This is a genomic window from Streptomyces sp. NPDC003035 (assembly GCF_042888285.1).
Taxonomy (GTDB): domain Bacteria; phylum Actinomycetota; class Actinomycetes; order Streptomycetales; family Streptomycetaceae; genus Streptomyces.
The window spans coordinates 100,618-116,624 of sequence record NZ_JBIAPJ010000015.1 but is presented as its reverse complement, the minus strand read 5'-3'; the positions used below and the strand labels follow the sequence as shown (position 1 = coordinate 116,624).

The following is a 16,007-nucleotide window of genomic DNA, read 5'->3' as shown; positions in this document are numbered from 1 at the left end:
GGTCAGCCGGCGTAGGGATCCGGGGTCGTTCCCGGCCTGGCCAGGAACTCGAAGTCGCAGCCGGTGTCGGCCTGGGAGATCTGCTCGGTGTACAGCGCGCCGTAGCCGCGTTCGTACCGGGTGGGCGGGGGAGTCCACGCGGCCCGGCGCCGCGCCAGCTCCTCGTCAGAGACGTCCAGATGGAGCGTCCTGGCCTCGACGTCGAGGGTGATCAGGTCACCGGTGCGCACCAGGGCCAGCGGCCCGCCGACGTACGACTCGGGCGCCACGTGCAGCACACAGGTGCCGTAACTCGTCCCGCTCATCCGGGCGTCGGAGATCCGGACCATGTCCCGCACCCCCTGCTCCAGCAGATGCCGGGGGATCGGCAGCATCCCGTACTCCGGCATCCCCGGACCGCCCTTGGGGCCCGCGTTGCGCAGAACCAGGACATGGTCGGGCGTGATACCGAGGTCCGGATCGTCGATCGTCCGCTGCATGGTGCGGTAGTCGTCGAAGACCACGGCCGGCCCGGTGTGCTTGAGCAGCCCCGGTTCGGCGGCGATGTGCTTGATGACCGCGCCGTCCGGACACAGGTTGCCGCGCAGCACCGCCACCCCGCCCTCGTCCGCCAGCGGACGCGAACGTACCCGGATCACCTCGTCGTTGTGGACCAGCGCCCCGTCGAGCTGCTCCCGCAGCGTCGCGTGCGCGACCGTCGGCCGGTCCAGATGGAGCAGGTCCGTGAGCCGGGAGAGGAAGCCCGGCATACCGCCCGCGAAGTGGAAGTCCTCCATCAGATACCGGCCGCCGGGCCGGAGGTCGGCCAGCACCGGAACCGTCCGGGCGATCCGGTCGAAGTCGTCCAGGGCCAGCTTCACCCCGGAGCGCCCGGCCATGGCGATCAGGTGGATGACGGCGTTCGTCGACCCGCCGAGCGCCAGGACGGCGGCGACCGCGTCCTCGTACGCCTCGCGGGTCAGGATCCGCGAGAGCCGCAGGTCCTGCCGTACGAGCTCGACGATCCGCATCCCCGAGGCGGCCGCCATCCGGTCGTGGCCCGACTCGACCGCCGGGATCGAGGACGCGCCCGGCATCGTCACCCCGAGCGTCTCGGCCGCGGCGGTGAGCGTCGAGGCCGTGCCCATCGTCATGCAGTGGCCGGGGGAGCGGGCGAGCCCGTTCTCCAGCTCCGCCATCTCGCAGTCGCCGATCAGACCGGCCCGCTTGTCGTCCCAGTACTTCCACATGTCCGTGCCGGAACCGAGGGTCTCGCCGCGCCAGTGACCCGGCAGCATCGGCCCCGCCGGCACGAACACGGCCGGCAGGTCCACCGTCGCCGCGCCCATCAGCAGCGCCGGGGTCGACTTGTCGCAGCCGCCCATCAGCACCGCCCCGTCGACGGGGTAGGAGCGCAGCAGCTCCTCCGTCTCCATCGCCAGGAGGTTGCGGTAGAGCATCGGGGTCGGCTTCTGGAAGGTCTCCGACAGGGTGGAGACGGGGAACTCCAGCGGGAAGCCGCCGGCCTGCCACACGCCCCGCTTGACCGCCTGCGCGCGGTCACGCAGATGGACGTGGCAGGGGTTGATGTCCGACCAGGTGTTGAGGATCGCGATGACCGGCTTGCCCAGGTGCTCCTCCGGAAGATAGCCCAGCTGCCGGGTGCGGGCGCGGTGGCTGAACGAGCGCAGCCCGTCCGTGCCGTACCAGCGGTGGCTGCGGAGCTCCTCGGGCCGGCGGGGCCCGGACGCGCTCGGGACGTGGGCGCCCGCCTCGTCCGTGGCGCCCACGGCCGTCTCGTCCCCGGCGCTCACGCCTGCCTCGTCCGTGGCGCCCACGGCCGTCTCGTCCCCGGCGCTCACGCCTGCCACCCGGCGGCTATCGCGGCGACCTCGGCGCGGTCCGCCTCCGGCAGTTCGCGGCTCGGCGGGCGGATGTCCCGGCGGCACAGCCCCAGGGCGGCCAGCGCCTCCTTGACGACGGTGACGTTGTCGGCGCTGCCGTTGGCGGCCCGCAGCTCCTCGAAGCGGCGGATCCGCTCCCACACCTTCATCGCGGTCGGGAAGTCGCCGGCCCGCAGCGCGGTGAGCATCTCCAGGGAGACCGACGGGGCGACGTTGACCAGTCCCGAGGTGAAGCCGGTGGCGCCGCTCGCGAAGTAGGACGGGGCGTACGGCTCGGCGAGCCCGGCCACCCAGACGAAGCGGTCGAGGCCGGCGTCGCGGGCGAACGCGGCGAAGCGCGAGGCGTCCGGGACGGCGTACTTGACGCCGATGACGTTCGGGCACGCGGCGCCGAGCTCGGCCAGGCGTGCTCCGGCGAGCAGCGGGTTGCGGAGGTACGGGACGACGCCGAGCTCGGGGACCGCCTCGGCGATGGCCCGGTGGTAGTCGACCCAGCCGCTCTCGGAGACGTACGGGTGGACGGGCTGATGGACCATCAGCATCCGGGCCCCCACCTCCCGTGCGTGGCGGGCGGCCGCCACGGCGGTCGGCACGTCGTGTCCGACGCCGACCAGCACGAGGGCACGGTCGCCGGCCTCCTCGACGGTCAGTTCGGTGACCAGGCGGCGCTCCTCGGGGGTCAGCGCGTAGAACTCGCCGGTGTTCCCGTTCGGCGTCAGGGTGCGGACGCCGCCGTCGAGCAGCCGGCGCAGCAGCGCGCGGTGCGCGGCGGTGTCCACGGAGCCGTCCTCGGCGAACGGGGTGACGGGGATCGCCACCACGTCGGCGAGCGCCGCCTTCTCGGTCTCAAAGGTCTGGGTCACTCGGTCACTCACTCGGTCACTCACTGTCTTCGGGAAAGGCGCGCTCGACGAACGAGGCGATGTGGTCGTGCACGGCGAGGCCGGCGCCGGCGGAGTCGCCCGCGACCGCGAGCCGCAGGATCTCCTCGTGCTCGGCGGCCTCGCGCTCCCAGGAGGGCGTCGCGGCCCAGGCCACGGTCGAGACGAGGGCGGCCTGGTCGCGGACCTCGTCGAGCATCCGGCCGAGCAGCGGGTTGCCGCAGGGCAGGTACAGGGCGCGGTGGAAGTCACGGTTGGCCAGCGAGCGTTCGGCCGGGTCCTCGGCGGTCGCGGCCCGGCGCAGGGCGTCCCGCGCCTCGTCCAGGCCGGCCCCGGAGGCGACCGTGCGACGGACCGCCTCCGGCTCCAGGAGCAGCCGTACGTCGTAGACCGAGCGGGCCATGTCGGCGTCGACCATCCGGACCGTGGCGCCCTTGTACTGGCTCATCACCACCAGACCGCTGCCGGCCAGGGTCTTGAGGGCCTCGCGCACCGGAGTCTTCGACACCCCGAAGCGGGCGGCGAGCTCGGTCTCCACCAGGGCTTGGCCGGGACTCAGGCCGCCGGTGAGGATGTCGTGTTTGATCGCCTCCAGGACGTACTGGGTGCGGGACGGGATGGGACTGGGGGCGAAGGCCATGACGCACTCTCAGATCTCATGTATCGCGTCTCATATATGACGTACGAAGTGCAACGCGGTTGAAGCTAGGGGGGCGTTCATGTTTCGTCAATGCTTCGCGCAGGATTCTTAGAAAGCGCTTGCTGCGGGATGTGGTCCCGGCATGGCGGCGGGCGCCCGTACCAGGCCGTCGCGGCCCGGGACGGACGCCCGCCGGCGTCGCTGGGAAGCGCTGGTCAGCGGACCGCCAGCAGGTGTTCGAGCGCCAGCTGGTCCAGCCGCTCGAAGGCCATGGACCGCTCGGCCGCCGCGGTCACGTCGAACTCCTCGAACGCGGCGCGGTCCGCGAGCAGGCCGGCGAGCCCGTCGGGGGCCGTCGGGGTGGCGAGCTCGTCGAGCCGGGAGGCGGCCAGGGCCGCCCCGACCTCGGGATCCGCGCGGAACGCGGCGGCGCGCTCCTTGAGGATCAGGTAGTTGCGCATGCAGTTCTTCGCGGACTCCCACACCCCGTCGAAGCCGTCCGTCCGCACCGGCTTGAAGTCGAAGTGCCGGGGGCCCTCGTAGCCGGCTGTCTCCAACAGGTCCACCAGCCAGAACGCCTGGCGCAGATCGCCCGCGCCGAAGCGGAAGTCCTGGTCGTACTTGATGCCGGACTGGCCGTTGAGGTCGATGTGGAACAGCTTGCCCGCCCACAGTGCCTGGGCGATACCGTGGGGGAAGTTGAGCCCGGCCATCTGCTCGTGGCCCGTCTCCGGGTTCACACCCACGAGCTCGGGCCGCTCCAGACGCTCGATGAACGCGAGCGCGTGACCGATGGTCGGCAGCAGGATGTCGCCGCGCGGCTCGTTCGGCTTCGGCTCGATGGCGAAACGCAGGTCGTAGCCCTGCTCGGTGACGTACTGGCCGAGCAGGTCGAAGGCCTCCTTCATCCGGTCCAGGGCGACGCCGACGTCCTTGGCCGCGCCCGACTCGGCGCCTTCCCGGCCGCCCCAGGCCACATAGGTGGTGGCGCCGAGCTCGACGGCGAGGTCGATGTTGCGGATCGTCTTGCGCAGCGCGTAGCGGCGCACGTCGCGGTCGTTGGCGGTGAAGCCGCCGTCCTTGAAGACGGGGTGGGTGAAGAGGTTCGTGGTGGCCATCGGCACCTTCAGGCCGGTGCGTTCCAGGGCGCCCCGAAAGCGCTTGATCGCGGCCTCCCGCTCACTGTCCGAGGCTCCGAAGGGGATGAGGTCGTCGTCGTGGAAGGTCACGCCGTACGCCCCGAGTCCGGCGAGCCGCTCGACCGACTCGACCGGATCGAGCGCCGGACGGGTGGCGTCGCCGAAGGGGTCGCGGCCCTGCCAGCCGACGGTCCACAGGCCGAAGGTGAAGCGGTCCTCGGGGGCGGGGGTGAAGCGTTCCGACATGGTCTGTCCCTCTTTTGGTGATGGCGGCGAGAGCCTGCAGGGGAATCGACACGCGGCCAGGTCTGGTCGGCGTATTTGTTTTCTGCGATAACTAATACGGCACCGTGCGACACCACGCCAGACTCCGCGCCAGAGTCCGAGCCGGACCGGCGTCGGCCGATACGAAGAGACCCGAGGAAAGGTGAGGCCCATGGCGGCGACGCAACCGGCTCAACCGGCTCAACCGGTCCAACCGGCGGCACCTGCTCAACCGGCGCGATGGACGCGGCCGGTGGAAGCGGCCCAGCCGGCCGACCGGCCGCGACCTGAGGCCCCGGCCCGCCCGGCGGACGCGGTCGTGATCGGTGTGGACAGCTCCACACAGTCCACCAAGGCGGCCGTCGTCCACGCGGCCACCGGCGCCCTCCTCGCTGTCGGCCGTGCCCCGCACACCGTCACGGGAACGGACGGAGCCAGGGAGAGCGACCCGGAGGCCTGGTGGAGCGCCCTGTGCGAGGCGGTCGCCGCCGGCCTGGCCCAGGCGGCCGTTCCGCCCTCCGCCGTCACCGGCATCGCGGTCGCCGGCCAGCAGCACGGGCTGGTCGTCCTCGACGCCGCCGGCCGCCCGCTGCGCCCCGCCCTGCTCTGGAACGACACCCGCTCCGCGCCGCAGGCCACCGCCCTCACCGCCGCGCTCGGCGGCCCCGGTTCCTGGCTCAGCAGGACCGGTTCCGTACCGGTCGCGTCCATGACCGCCGCCAAGTGGCAGTGGCTGCGGGAACACGAGCCGGAGACCGCCGCCGCCACGGCCGGCGTCCGGCTGCCTCACGACTTCCTCACCGAGCGCCTGTCCGGAGTCGCCGTGACCGACCCCGGCGACGCCTCCGGCACCTGCTGGTACGACCCGGCGATGGCCGCCTACGACCCCGAGATCCTCCGGCTCCTCGCCCTGGACCTGGGCGTCCTGCCCTCCGTCGCCCCGACCGGCGGCACGCGCGTCGGCACGCTCGCCCCCGCCGCCGCCCGCGCGCTCGGCCTCCCGGATACCGTCGCCGTCGCGGCGGGCACGGGGGACAACATGGCGGCCGCCGTCGGCCTCGGCCTCGGTGGCGCGGGCCTCCTCGACCACCCGGTCGTGAGCCTCGGCACCTCCGGCACCGTGTTCGCCGCCACCCGGACCCGCCCCGACGCCGCCGGTCTCGCCGGCTTCGCCGCCGCCGACGGCACGAACCTCCCCCTCGGCTGCACCCTGAACTGCACCCTCGCCGTCGACCGCTTCGCCACCCTCCTCGGCCTCGACCGCGAGGACACCGCACCGGGCGACGGCGTGGTCGTGCTGCCGTACCTCGACGGCGAACGCACCCCCGACCTGCCGCACGCCGCCGGCCTCGTCACCGGACTGCGCCACACCACCACCCCACGCGCGATCCTCGGCGCGGCCTACGAGGGCGCCGCCTTCACGATCCTGCGCGCCCTCGACGAACTGCTGGCCGCCTGCGGCCTCGACCTCGCCGACCCGGCGGTACGGGACCGGCCCCTGCGCCTCGTCGGCGGCGGCGCCCAGGGCCGCGCCTGGACGGACACCGTCCGCCGGCTCTCCGGACGCCCCCTGGTCGTCCCGGCCGCCACCGAGCTGGTCGCGCTCGGCGCCGCGGCCCTCGCCGCGGCCGCCGTGACCGGCGAGGACCCGGTCGCCCTCGCCACCGCCTGGGGCACCGGGAACGGCGAGACACTCCCGGCGGTCGACCGGGACGAGGAGACCTGGGACCGGATCGCCGGCGTCCTGGGCCGGGCCGCCCCGAGCCTCCTCACCTGACCCGTACACCTTCGCACCCCTTCCGAGGACCACGATGAAGTTCACCGACGGCTTCTGGCTGATGCGCGAAGGCGTTCACGCCTCGTACGCCACCGAAGTACGCGACCTGCACCTGAGCGCCGACCACTTCACGGCGTACGCGTCCGTCAAGAGGGTCGAGACACGCGGCGACACCCTCAACTCCGCCCTCATCACGGTGGAGTGCTTCTCGCCCGCGGAGGGCGTGATCGGCGTCCGCCTCACCCACCACGCGGGAAAGGCCCACCACGGTCCGGACTTCGCCCTGCCGGGGGACGGCCAGGGGACCGCGTCCGTACGCCGGGAGGGCACGGTCACCGAGCTGACCACCGGCCCGCTCACGCTGCGCCTGGACACCTCAGGGCCGTGGTCCCTGGACTTCCTCGACGCCGACGGCCGCACCCTGACCTCGGCCGGCCGCAAGGGCACCGCCTTCGTCACCACCGGCGACGGAGCCCACCACATGATGGCCCAACTCGCCCTCGGCGTCGGTGAGAACGTCTACGGACTCGGCGAACGCTTCACCCCGTTCGTCAAGAACGGCCAGGTCGTGGACATGTGGCAGGCCGACGGCGGGACCAGCAGCGAACAGGCATACAAGAACGTCCCGTTCTACCTCTCCTCGCGCGGCTACGGCGTCTTCGTCGACCACCCGGGCAAGGTCTCCTTCGAGGTGGGCTCCGAGTCCGTCGGCCAGGTGCAGTTCAGCGTCGAGGACCAGACGCTGGAGTACTACGTCGTCGCCGGCCCCACCCCCAAGGACGTCCTCACCCGCTACACGGCCCTCACCGGCCGTCCGGCGCTCCCCCCGGCCTGGTCCTTCGGGCTGTGGCTCACCACCTCCTTCACCACGCCCTACGACGAGGCGACCGTCACCTCCTTCGTCGACGGCATGGCCGAGCGCGGCATCCCGCTCTCCGTCTTCCACTTCGACTGCTTCTGGATGCGCGGCTACCAGTGGTCGGACTTCCAGTGGGATCCGGAGACCTTCCCCGACCCGGACGGGATGCTCGCGCGCCTCAAGGAGCGGGGCCTGCGCGTGAGCATGTGGATCAACCCGTACATCGCCCAGAAGTCCACGCTCTTCGCCGAGGGGATGGCGAGCGGCTATCTGGTGAAACGGCCGAACGGCGACGTCTGGCAGTGGGACCTGTGGCAGCCCGGCATGGCGCTGGTCGACTTCACGAACCCGGCCGCCCGCACCTGGTTCCAAGACCGGCTGAAGCCGCTCCTCGCGCAGGGCGTCGACTGCTTCAAGACGGACTTCGGCGAGCGGGTGCCCACCGATGTGGTCTGGCACGACGGCTCCGACCCCGAGCGGATGCACAACTACTACACCCACCTGTACAACCAGGCCGTCTTCGAACTCCTGGAGAAGGAGCGCGGAGCCGGCGAGGCCGTCCTCTTCGCCCGCTCCGCGACCGCGGGCGGCCAGCAGTTCCCGGTCCACTGGGGAGGCGACTGCTGGGCGTCCTTCGAAGCCATGGCCGAGTCGCTGCGCGCCGGGCTCTCCCTCTCCCTGAGCGGCTTCGGCTTCTGGAGCCACGACATCGGCGGCTTCGAGGGCACACCCGACCCCGACGTCTTCACACGCTGGCTCGCCTTCGGCCTGCTCTCCTCGCACAGCCGGCTGCACGGCAACGAGTCCTACCGGGTGCCGTGGGAGTTCGGCGAGGAGGCCGTCGACGTGGCGCGGAGCTTCACGCGGCTCAAGCACCGGCTGATGCCGTACCTGTACGGAGTCGCCGTCGAGGCCCACCGCACGGGCGTCCCCGCCATGCGTCCCATGCTGCTCGAGTTCCCCGACGACCCGACCTGCCGGACCCTGGACCGGCAGTACATGCTCGGTCCCGACCTGCTCGTCGCCCCGGTCTTCACCGCCGACGGGGAGGTGGAGGTCTACCTCCCGGCGGGGGAGTGGACGCACCTCCTCAGCGGCGAGACCGTCACCGGGCCGTGCTGGCGCAGCGAGGTGCATGGCTTCGACAGCCTGCCGCTGTACGTCCGTCCCGGCACCGTCCTCCCGCTCGGCGCGGACGAGGAGCGCCCGGACGGCGACTGGCTCGACGGCCTCACCCTGCTGGCGACGCCGGGCACGACCGACCGCACGCTCACGATCCCGAACCTCCACGGCGACCCTGCGGCGACGTTCCATGTGACCCGCTCCGGCGAGACCGTACGGGCGGTGACGACCGACACGGACCGCCCCTTCGCACTCCGGGTGGCGGGCGGCGGTTCCGCCCACGGCAGCGGCGAGGTGACGGTCCACGGCGCTTGACGCCGACCGACCCGGCCCTGCCCCGCCCGTGAGGGGCGGGTCAGGGCCTTCGGACTGTCAGGGCCGAGGGCCGAGGAGGCAGGAGCGGCGCGCGCGGGCCACGGCGCGGGCCGGCGGCCGGATCCTGCCTGCGCTCCCCGGACACGACAGGGCCCGGCACCGGAAGGCATCGGTGCCGGGCCCCGCTGGTCGGGCTTCGGCCGGACCCTCAGCCGGCGAAGCCGACCCGCGCGAGGCGAAGACGCCCGCGCAGCTCGATGTGCAGGTCCGCCACGCCCTGCGCGAGGACGGCGGCGCCCAGGGTGGCGTACACGTACCGGCCGCCCGTCTCCGGGACGTCGATCTCGGCGAGCGGCGTGCGGCCGTCCAGCGAGAACCGGACCCCGCCCGCCCCCGCGACCTCCACGGCCACCTCGGTCACGCCGTCACCGAAGTCGCAGCGCCTGTAGACGAGTTCACCCACGCCCGCGGGGTCGACGGGGGTCACGGCGTCGCCCGACACCGTGGTCAGGTCGACGATCTCCGTGCCCGTCTGCTCGTCGTAGTCGACGGCGGCGAGGCCGTGCTCCAGGACGGGGCGCGGCCCCGGCCGTACCCCCGCCACCTCGACCATGGCCGACCCGCGCACATCCGCGCTGGACGCGCCGATCCGGATCTCGTACGGCCCCGGCTCCACCGTCCACCGCCCGTGCGCCACGTCCCAGAAGCCGAGCGCGGAGAGCGGGATCTCGAACGACAGCGTCTCCGAGCCACCCGGTGCCAGGGGGAGCCGGCGGTGCGCGACCAGCTCGCCGTGCGGGCGCGGCACGGACGGGGCGACGGCCCGGACGTACACCTGGGCCACCTCGTCCGAGGCGACGGCGCCGGTGTTGGTGACCGTGCAGCCGACCCGTACGACCTCTCCGTCGACAGAGGCCGACAGTCCCCCGTACGCGAACGACGTGTACGACAGGCCGTGCCCGAACGGGAACAGCGGCGTGCCGTCGAAGTACAGATACGTCTGCCGCCCGCCGACGATGTCGTAGTCCAGCATCCCGGGCAGGTCCGCGTCGGACGCGTACCAGGTCTGCGGCAGCCGGCCCGCGGGGGAGACGTCGCCGGCGAGCACCCGGGCCAGCGCCGTGCCCGCGGCCTGGCCGCCGTGCGCCGTCCAGAGCAGTGCGGGCAGCGCGGCGGCGGCCTCCGGCACGGCGTACGGGTAGGCGGAGACGAGGATCAGCGCGGTACGGGGGTTGGCGGCGTGGGCCGCCCGCCACAGCCGCTCCTGCTGCGCGGGAAGCTCCAGCGTCGTGCGGTCCTCGGTCTCGCGGCCGCACAGGTGCGGATCGTTGCCCGCCACCACGAGGACCACATCGGCCTCCGCGGCGGCCCGCGCCACCGCGTCCTCGCCCCGTTCGACGGACTCGACCGTGAAGATCTCGGCGGATTCGCGGTCGGCGGCAACCTTCACGCCGTCGGCGGCGACAGAGACGTATCCGCCGGTCCCGACGTGCACGAGGAGGTGACCCGTCCCATGCGTCTCGAACCGGAAGGCCTCCTGGACGACCCAGCCCCCCGGCTGGTCGGCCGAGGCCCGTACCCGCCGGTCGTCGGCGACCGACAGGTACCGTCCGTCCGGGGCGCGCAGGGTGAGCAGTCCGCCGCCCCAGTCGATCAGCGCGAGCTCCGAGCCCTCGGCGTCCGTGGTCAGCGGCGGCAGGTCGGTGCGCCCGGCGATCAGGGCCGGGTCGAGGGCGCCCTCGGCGCCGCGCGCCGCGTCCCGGGCCCCGCCCTCCGGGACGCGCAGCCGGGCGCCGGAGGCGGTCCGCAGCCGCACCCGGTCCACGCCCTCCGCGAAGACGACGTGGTCGGCGCCGAACCGTTCGCGCAGCCCGTCCAGCGGGGTGGAGCGGTGCAGCAGCGTCCCGCTGTACCAGTCGAGTTTGCACTCGTCGGCGAGCAGCCCCACGACCGCGACCCGGGCGCCGGGGCGCAAGGGCAGCAGCGCGTCCCCGCCGTCGACCGGGTCGTTCTTGAGCAGGACGACGGCCTGTTCGGCGGCTTCTTGGGCCAACGCCCGATGCTCGGGCGTGTCGAAGGCCCTCTCGTCCGCGTACGGGTCGAGCTCCGGATCGAACTCGCCGAGCGCGAAGCGCACCGCCAGCTGGCGGCGGACGGCCCGGTCGATGTCCTCCTGTCCGATCAGCCCCCGCTCCAGCGCGCCATGCAGCCGGGCCACGATCGTGGAGCTGTCGGTGCCGTGGTCCGTGAAGGAGTCGACGCCGGCGCGCAGCGCCGCGGCCGTCGCCTCCTCGTGCGTGGCGAAGTACTTCTCGGAGTCGACGAGGTTGGAGGGCGCGCCGGCGTCCGAGCAGACCAGGATCTCCCGGTCCGTCCAGGTCCTCAAGTGCTCGCGCAGATACGGCGAGAGATGGTTGGGGCGGCCGTTGACCAGGTTGTACGCGGGCATGACCCCGGCCACCGCGCCCGCCTCCACGGCGCCCCGGAAGGCCCGCAGGTCGTACTCGTGGAGCACCCTCGGGCGGACCGAGGCGGAGGAGGTGTCCCGCTCGGCCTCGTTGTTGTGCGCGAGCCAGTGCTTGAGGACGGGGGCCGTGCGCCAGTACGTGGGGTGGTCGCCGCGCAGTCCCCGGGTGTACGCCGTCGCCAGGGCGGAGGTCAGACCGGGGTCCTCCGCGTAGCCCTCCTCGCCACGGCCCCACAGCGGGTTGCGCAGCAGGTTGACCGTCGGGGCCCAGACGTTGAGCCCGACCCGGTCGTCCTTGGCGCGCATCGCGCGGGCCTCGCGGGACACGGCCTCGCCGATCCGGCGCACGAGGTCGGGGTTCCAGGTGGCGCCGAGGCCGACGGCCTGCGGGAACACGGTGGCGGGTCCCATCCAGGCGACGCCGTGCAGGGCCTCCTGGCCCGTCCGGAACGCCGCGACGCCGAGCCGGGGCACGGCGGGCGCGAACTGGTGCAGCATCGCGATCCGCTCGTCGGGGCTGAGCCGGCCGAGAAGGTCGTCGACGCGCCGGCCGACGGGGATCGCGGGGTCACGGAAGGGCGGCCGTTGTGCGGTCACGTACGAATCCCTTGGGCAGAGGAGAGAGCGAGTGGTTTTCGAAGCGCTTCGATGCTCGGCTCCGGCAGAAGGTGTGTCAAGGCGTGCGGACGTACCACCTCGTACGAGCTGCAGCGGAAGGGGCGTTCGGGTGGGAGGCGCCGAGGAATATTGGAATCGGCTCTTGCCGGGCTGGTGGCGTTCACTTAACCTCGCAGCAACATCGAAGCGCTTCGACAGCGCGTGTCGACAGCGCCGCGGGCCGCTGTGCCCGCCCGCTCCACCTCACACACCGCAGCCGACCGGCGGCTCGTTTCCGCCGGATGTCCTGGCGCGCCACGAAGGGTTGACGCAATGACGCCGAACGCCGTCACCACGGGTTCCCCGAGCTCCTCAGGGATCTCCGGGAGTTCCTCCCCGAGCCGGAGAGGCTTCCTCGGCTCCACCGCCGTCGCCGCGGTCGCCGTGGCCGGCGGGATGCCGCTCCTCGCGGCCTGCGGCGGCGGGGAGAGCGGGAACAAGGACGGCACCACCACCGGGAAGGACGCGCAGAAGATCCTCCCGGCGTACGTCGCACGCAACGTCGTCACCCCCGACATCGCCCCGAAGAACGGCTCGGCCGCCGGATTCACCCGCCCCATCGCCAAGGAGCAGCTCGCCACCTCGGTCTCCGGCAAGCGCGGCAAGGGCAGCACGATCCGCGTCATGGCCCCGCTCTGGGGCACCCCGCCGGCCAACGACAACCCGTACTACACGGCCATGAACGAGGCCATCGGCGTCAAGACCGTCTGGCAGAACCAGGACGGCAACGTCTACGACCAGAAGCTGGGCGCCGTCCTCGCCTCCAGCGACATCCCGGACCTCGTCGTCGTCCCCGGCTGGAACCTCGGCGGCAAGATCCCCAGCGCCATCAACGCCAAGTTCGAGGACCTCGGCCCCTACCTCTCCGGCGACAGGATCAAGGCGTACCCCAACCTCGCCGCGATCCCCACCGACGCCTGGCAGCGCTCCATCTTCGGCGGCAAGCTGCGCGGCCTGCCCATGCCGGCCTCGTACGTCACCAACATCGCGCCCTTCTACCGCAAGGACGTCTTCGACGCCAAGGGATGGCAACTCCCGAAGAGCGCGGACGAGTTCTTCGCCCTCGCCAAGGAGATGACCAGCGCCAAGGCGAAGGTCTGGGCCTGCGACGACATGACCTGGACCGCGTTCAACATGTTCGGGGTCCTCTCCGGCAGCGAGAAGTCGCTCGGCTGGCACATGGCCGACGGCAAGATGACCAACCGCATCGAGACGCAGGAGTACCTCGAAGCCCTGGAGTGGACCCGCAAGCTCTACGACGCGGGCCTCGTCCACCCGGACGCCAAGGCGCAGAACCAGGGCGACGCCGGCAACCGGTTCACCGCGGGACAGGTCCTGATCTACAACAACGACATCTCCCACTGGTACGCCAAGACCACGGAACAGGCGGCGCAGAACCCGAAGTTCGCCATCTCCGCCATGGACATCCCCGGCCACGCCGGCGGCAACCCCAAGCTCTGGGCCACGAACCCGGCCAACATCTGGGCCTTCGTGAAGAAGGGCAGCTCCAAGACGGTCATCGAGGACATCCTCGCCATCGCCGACTTCACCGCCGCCCCGTACGGCACCAAGGAGCGGATGCTGACCGACTACGGCGTCGAGGGCGTCGACCACACCGTCAAGAACGGCCTCCCGGTCAAGACCGACCAGGGCAACAACGAGGTCAACAGCTCCTGGCTCTTCGTCGCCAACCCCGCCCCCTACATCGCCCACCCCGACACCCCCGAGGTCACCCGGGCGATGGTCGAGTGGCAGCAGCGCATGGGCGCCTTCACCAGCAAGTCGTCCTTCTACGGCATGACCGTCACCGAGCCCTCCCAGTGGATCGGCCTGATGAACGACTTCGAGCAGCTGGAGAAGGACATCGTCCGCGGCCGCAAGAAGCTCTCCGACATGCAGCAGGCCGTGTCGGAGTGGAAGAGCAAGGGCGGCGACCAGCTGCGCGACTGGTACAAGAAGCTGCTCGACTCCAACGGGTCCGCGGCGAGCTGACCGTGGCCACGCTCAGCCCTCACAGGCCGGACCGCGGACGGAAGCCCGACCGCCCCGGGTCGGGCGTCCCGGGGCGCCCGCCCCGGTCTCCTCGCGCCTCGGCGAAGGTCCCGCTCGGCCGCCGTCTCAAGCGGGACCGGACCCTGCTCCTGATGACGCTGCCCGCGCTCGTCCTGGTCCTGGTCTTCAACTACATACCGATCCTCGGCAATGTGATCGCCTTCCAGGACTACGACCCCTACGTCTCCACCAACGGCGTCACCGCCATGCTGGAGAGCCCTTGGGTCGGGCTCGCCCAGTTCGAGCGGGTCTTCTCCGACCCCTCGTTCTGGCACGCGGTGGAGAACACCTTCGTCCTGTTCCTCCTCCAGCTCGTCCTGTACTTCCCCGTGCCGATCGCCCTCGCCCTGCTCATCAACAGCGTGCTGAGGCCCCGGGTCCGGGCGGTGATCCAGGCGGTGCTGTACCTGCCGCACTTCTTCTCGTGGGTGCTGGTCGTCACCGTCTTCCAGCAGATCTTCGGCGGCGCCGGCATCATCGCGCAGACGCTGCGGGAGCACGGCCACGAGGGCTTCGACCTCATGACCGACCCGGCGATCTTCAAGTACCTCGTCACGGCGGAGGGCATCTGGAAGGACGCGGGCTGGGGCATCATCGTCTTCCTCGCGGCCCTCGCCGCCGTCAACCAGGACCTCTACGAGGCCGCCGCCATGGACGGCGCGAACCGCCGGCGCCGCATGTGGCACGTCACGCTGCCCGCGCTGCGCCCGATCATCGCGCTGCTCCTGGTCCTGCGGGTCGGCGACGCGCTCACGGTCGGCTTCGAGCAACTGCTGCTCCAACGTGACGCGGTGGGCCCCGGCGCGGCCGAGGTCCTCGACACCTTCGTGTGGTGGACGGGTCTGCGCAGTCAGGACTTCAGCTACGCGGCCGCCGCCGGACTGATCAAGGGAGTCGTCGGCCTCGTACTGGTGCTCTCGGCGAACAAGGCCGCCCATCTCATGGGCGAGCAGGGGGTGTACCGGAAATGACCGTGACGACGACGGGCCCCGGCCGCTGGGCCGCCCCCGCCCGGCCCGTCTGGGAGGAACCGCCCACCCGCGCCGGCCTCACGGCCAAGGGCGCGGTCCTGGGACTCGCCTGCCTCGCCGTGCTCTTCCCGCTGTGGATCGTGATCGTCACCAGCCTCTCCTCCAAGAAGACGATCACGGAGGCCGGCGGACTGGTCATCGTCCCCAAGGACATCACCTTCATCGCCTACCAGGAGCTGCTCAGCGGGGGCCAGGTCACCCGCGCCGCGCTCGTCAGCGTCGGTGTGACCGTGACCGGCACCGTCTTCTCCATGGCGGTGTCCATCCTCTGCGCCTACGGGCTCTCCCGGCCGGGCTCGCTCGGCCACCGCGCCATCCTGCTCACGCTGATGGCCACCATGTTCTTCGGCGCCGGACTGATCCCCACCTATCTGCTGGTGCAGACCCTGGGCCTGACGGACACCTACCTCGCGCTGATCCTGCCCAGCGCGGTCAGCGTCTTCAACATCCTGGTCCTGCGCGGCTTCTTCATGGGGGTCTCGCCCGAACTCATCGACAGCGCCCGTATCGACGGCGCCGGCGACCTGCGGATCCTCTGGCAGATCGTGATGCCGCTCTCCCGCGCCGTGATCGCCGTGATCACCCTCTTCTACGCCGTCGGGTACTGGAGCGCCTGGTTCAACGCCTCCATCTACCTCAGCGACCAGAAGATGATGCCGCTCCAGAACGTCCTGATCCAGCTCGTGCAGAAGCAGGAGATCCCGGTGGGGCTCGGCCAGGCCGTCAAGGCCGGCTCGCTGTCCGGGGTCGCCGTCCAGATGGCCGTCATGGTCCTCGCCCTGGTCCCCGTCGCGGTCTTCTCCCCCTTCGTCCAGAAGCACTTCAAGAAGGGCATGCTCACCGGCGCGGTCAAGGGCTGAGCCCCTCCCCGCGCCGCTGCGCCGTCCCCCCACCGTCCTCCCCGTCGAGCGCGAGGTCCG

General features: G+C 71.9%; 10 protein-coding genes. 5 read left to right on the top strand and 5 right to left on the bottom strand.

All coding sequences use genetic code 11. The features are described from left to right. Positions 1-2: 2 nt before the first annotated feature. The 4 genes from araD to xylA form a co-directional block, all read right to left on the bottom strand. Positions 3-1,769, bottom strand: coding sequence for an L-arabinonate dehydratase (araD, locus tag ACFYV5_RS34470; protein WP_355114189.1), 1,767 nt, complete (start codon positions 1,767-1,769; stop codon positions 3-5). Positions 1,770-1,837: 68 nt separating this feature from the next. Then, entirely contained in the window at positions 1,838-2,746 is a 909-nt protein-coding gene (locus ACFYV5_RS34465) for a dihydrodipicolinate synthase family protein (protein ID WP_355114029.1), read from the bottom strand. Positions 2,747-2,762: 16 nt separating this feature from the next. Continuing rightward, positions 2,763-3,404: a GntR family transcriptional regulator gene (locus ACFYV5_RS34460; RefSeq protein ID WP_355114031.1), complete on the bottom strand. Its 642-nt coding sequence runs from the start codon at positions 3,402-3,404 to the stop codon at positions 2,763-2,765. Between the two features lie 215 nt (positions 3,405-3,619). Beyond that, entirely contained in the window at positions 3,620-4,789 is a 1,170-nt protein-coding gene (xylA, locus tag ACFYV5_RS34455; protein ID WP_389175403.1) for a xylose isomerase, read from the bottom strand. A gap of 337 nt (positions 4,790-5,126) precedes the next feature. Here xylA and xylB point away from each other — a divergent pair, with 337 nt between their 5' ends. Continuing rightward, positions 5,127-6,584 (top strand): xylulokinase, encoded by a 1,458-nt coding sequence (gene xylB, locus ACFYV5_RS34450; protein WP_389175457.1) that lies wholly within the window; start codon positions 5,127-5,129, stop codon positions 6,582-6,584. Positions 6,585-6,618: 34 nt separating this feature from the next. Continuing rightward, positions 6,619-8,880, top strand: a complete 2,262-nt coding sequence (yicI, locus tag ACFYV5_RS34445) for an alpha-xylosidase (RefSeq protein ID WP_389175400.1) — start codon at positions 6,619-6,621, stop codon at positions 8,878-8,880. A 208-nt stretch (positions 8,881-9,088) separates the two neighbouring features. Here the strand turns inward: yicI and ACFYV5_RS34440 are convergent, their stop codons facing one another. Beyond that, entirely contained in the window at positions 9,089-11,944 is a 2,856-nt protein-coding gene (locus tag ACFYV5_RS34440; protein WP_389175397.1) for a glycoside hydrolase family 3 C-terminal domain-containing protein, read from the bottom strand. Positions 11,945-12,277: 333 nt separating this feature from the next. On the opposite strand from ACFYV5_RS34440, the gene ACFYV5_RS34435 reads away from it, so the two are divergent. From ACFYV5_RS34435 to ACFYV5_RS34425, 3 genes are read left to right on the top strand one after another with little or no spacing between them, the layout of a single operon-like run. Beyond that, entirely contained in the window at positions 12,278-13,996 is a 1,719-nt protein-coding gene (locus ACFYV5_RS34435) for a Tat pathway signal sequence domain protein (protein WP_389175394.1), read from the top strand. Further along, a complete protein-coding gene (locus ACFYV5_RS34430; RefSeq protein WP_389175454.1) occupies positions 13,993-15,027 on the top strand; it encodes an ABC transporter permease in 1,035 nt (344 codons plus the stop codon). Before ACFYV5_RS34435 ends, ACFYV5_RS34430 begins: the two co-directional genes overlap by 4 nt. Beyond that, on the top strand, positions 15,024-15,947 hold the full coding sequence (locus ACFYV5_RS34425) for a carbohydrate ABC transporter permease (RefSeq protein ID WP_355114041.1): 924 nt from the start codon (positions 15,024-15,026) through the stop codon (positions 15,945-15,947). The genes ACFYV5_RS34430 and ACFYV5_RS34425 overlap by 4 nt, the downstream gene beginning before the upstream one ends. The last annotated feature ends 60 nt before the right edge of the window (positions 15,948-16,007 follow it).